1 protein-coding gene is annotated in these 1,036 nt (G+C 49.6%); it reads left to right on the top strand.

Annotated elements, in window-relative coordinates:
• Positions 1-71 precede the first annotated feature (71 nt).
• Complete coding sequence (locus tag R7P69_RS25245) at positions 72-1,013, top strand: LysR family transcriptional regulator (RefSeq protein WP_318121838.1); 942 nt, start codon at positions 72-74, stop codon at positions 1,011-1,013.
• Positions 1,014-1,036 lie beyond the last annotated feature (23 nt).

Below are 1,036 nucleotides of genomic sequence, written 5' to 3'. Positions count from 1 at the left end.
GCTGAAAGGCGGGATTTTTTTTGCCTGAAGAGTACAATTTGATAAAACCCTCGCATTGTAAGTGGCAAATCGTGGAACTAGAAGACATCTATCGCCGAGATCTGAATTTATTAGTCGCGTTGCGTGTACTGATTGAAGAAAGCAGCGTCAGTAAGGCGGCAACTCGCCTTAATTTAAGCCAATCGGCGATGAGTCGTGTGTTAGGGCGATTACGCGATCTGCTTGGCGATCCGCTGTTTACGCGCCAAGCTCAACACTTGATCCCAACCCAAAAAGCGCTAGAAATTGATCGCTCTTTAGGTGAACCGTTGGAATCACTGCGCCAATTGTTGTCGCCCGTCGAGTTCGATCCTCAGCAGTGCGATCAGACGTTCACCATCGCGACCACGGACTACGCTATGCAAACCATTCTGCCGTTTGCTTTACCGCGCATTTATCAAGAAGCGCCGAATGTGTCGTTTAACTTTTTGCCTTTGCAGCATGACCGTTTATCCGATCAGTTGACTTATGAAGGGGCCGATCTCGCCATTTGTCGCCCAACTGGCCCCGTAGAGCCGCTGCGTAGCGAGATTCTTGGTCGCGTTGGCGTGTTGTGTTTACTGTCCAAACAGCATCCTTTGGCGAATCAAGAGATGAGTTTGGACGACTATTTGAGCCACCCTCACGCGATGATTGCCATCAGTGACGGAGTGAAAGCGTTGATTGAGCAAGCTTTAATCGACAAGCCGCAACGCAAAATGGTGCTGCGTGCGTACCATTTAGAAGCTGCGCTGGCGATTGTGGATACTCTGCCTATCATCATTACCGTTCCGGCAGATTTGGCGTATCTGGTTGCTGAGCGCTATGACCTAGTCGTAAAACCGTTGCCATTCCAATTTACGCCTTTTGATTATTCGATGATTTGGCATGCGCGCTGTGAGCATTCTCCTGCTCAAGAATGGCTGCGCTCCGTTGTGCGTGAAGAGTGCAGCAGGCTGATTGCAAAGCGAATCGAAGACATGGGATTGAACTGATAACAAAAGAGCCAGCAACGCTG

Origin of the sequence: Vibrio sp. 661 (assembly GCF_033339315.1) — a bacterium.
Lineage (GTDB): Bacteria > Pseudomonadota > Gammaproteobacteria > Enterobacterales > Vibrionaceae > Vibrio > Vibrio alginolyticus.
The sequence above is the reverse complement of the archived record's forward strand: the minus strand, read 5'-3'. Positions and strand labels throughout refer to the sequence as shown.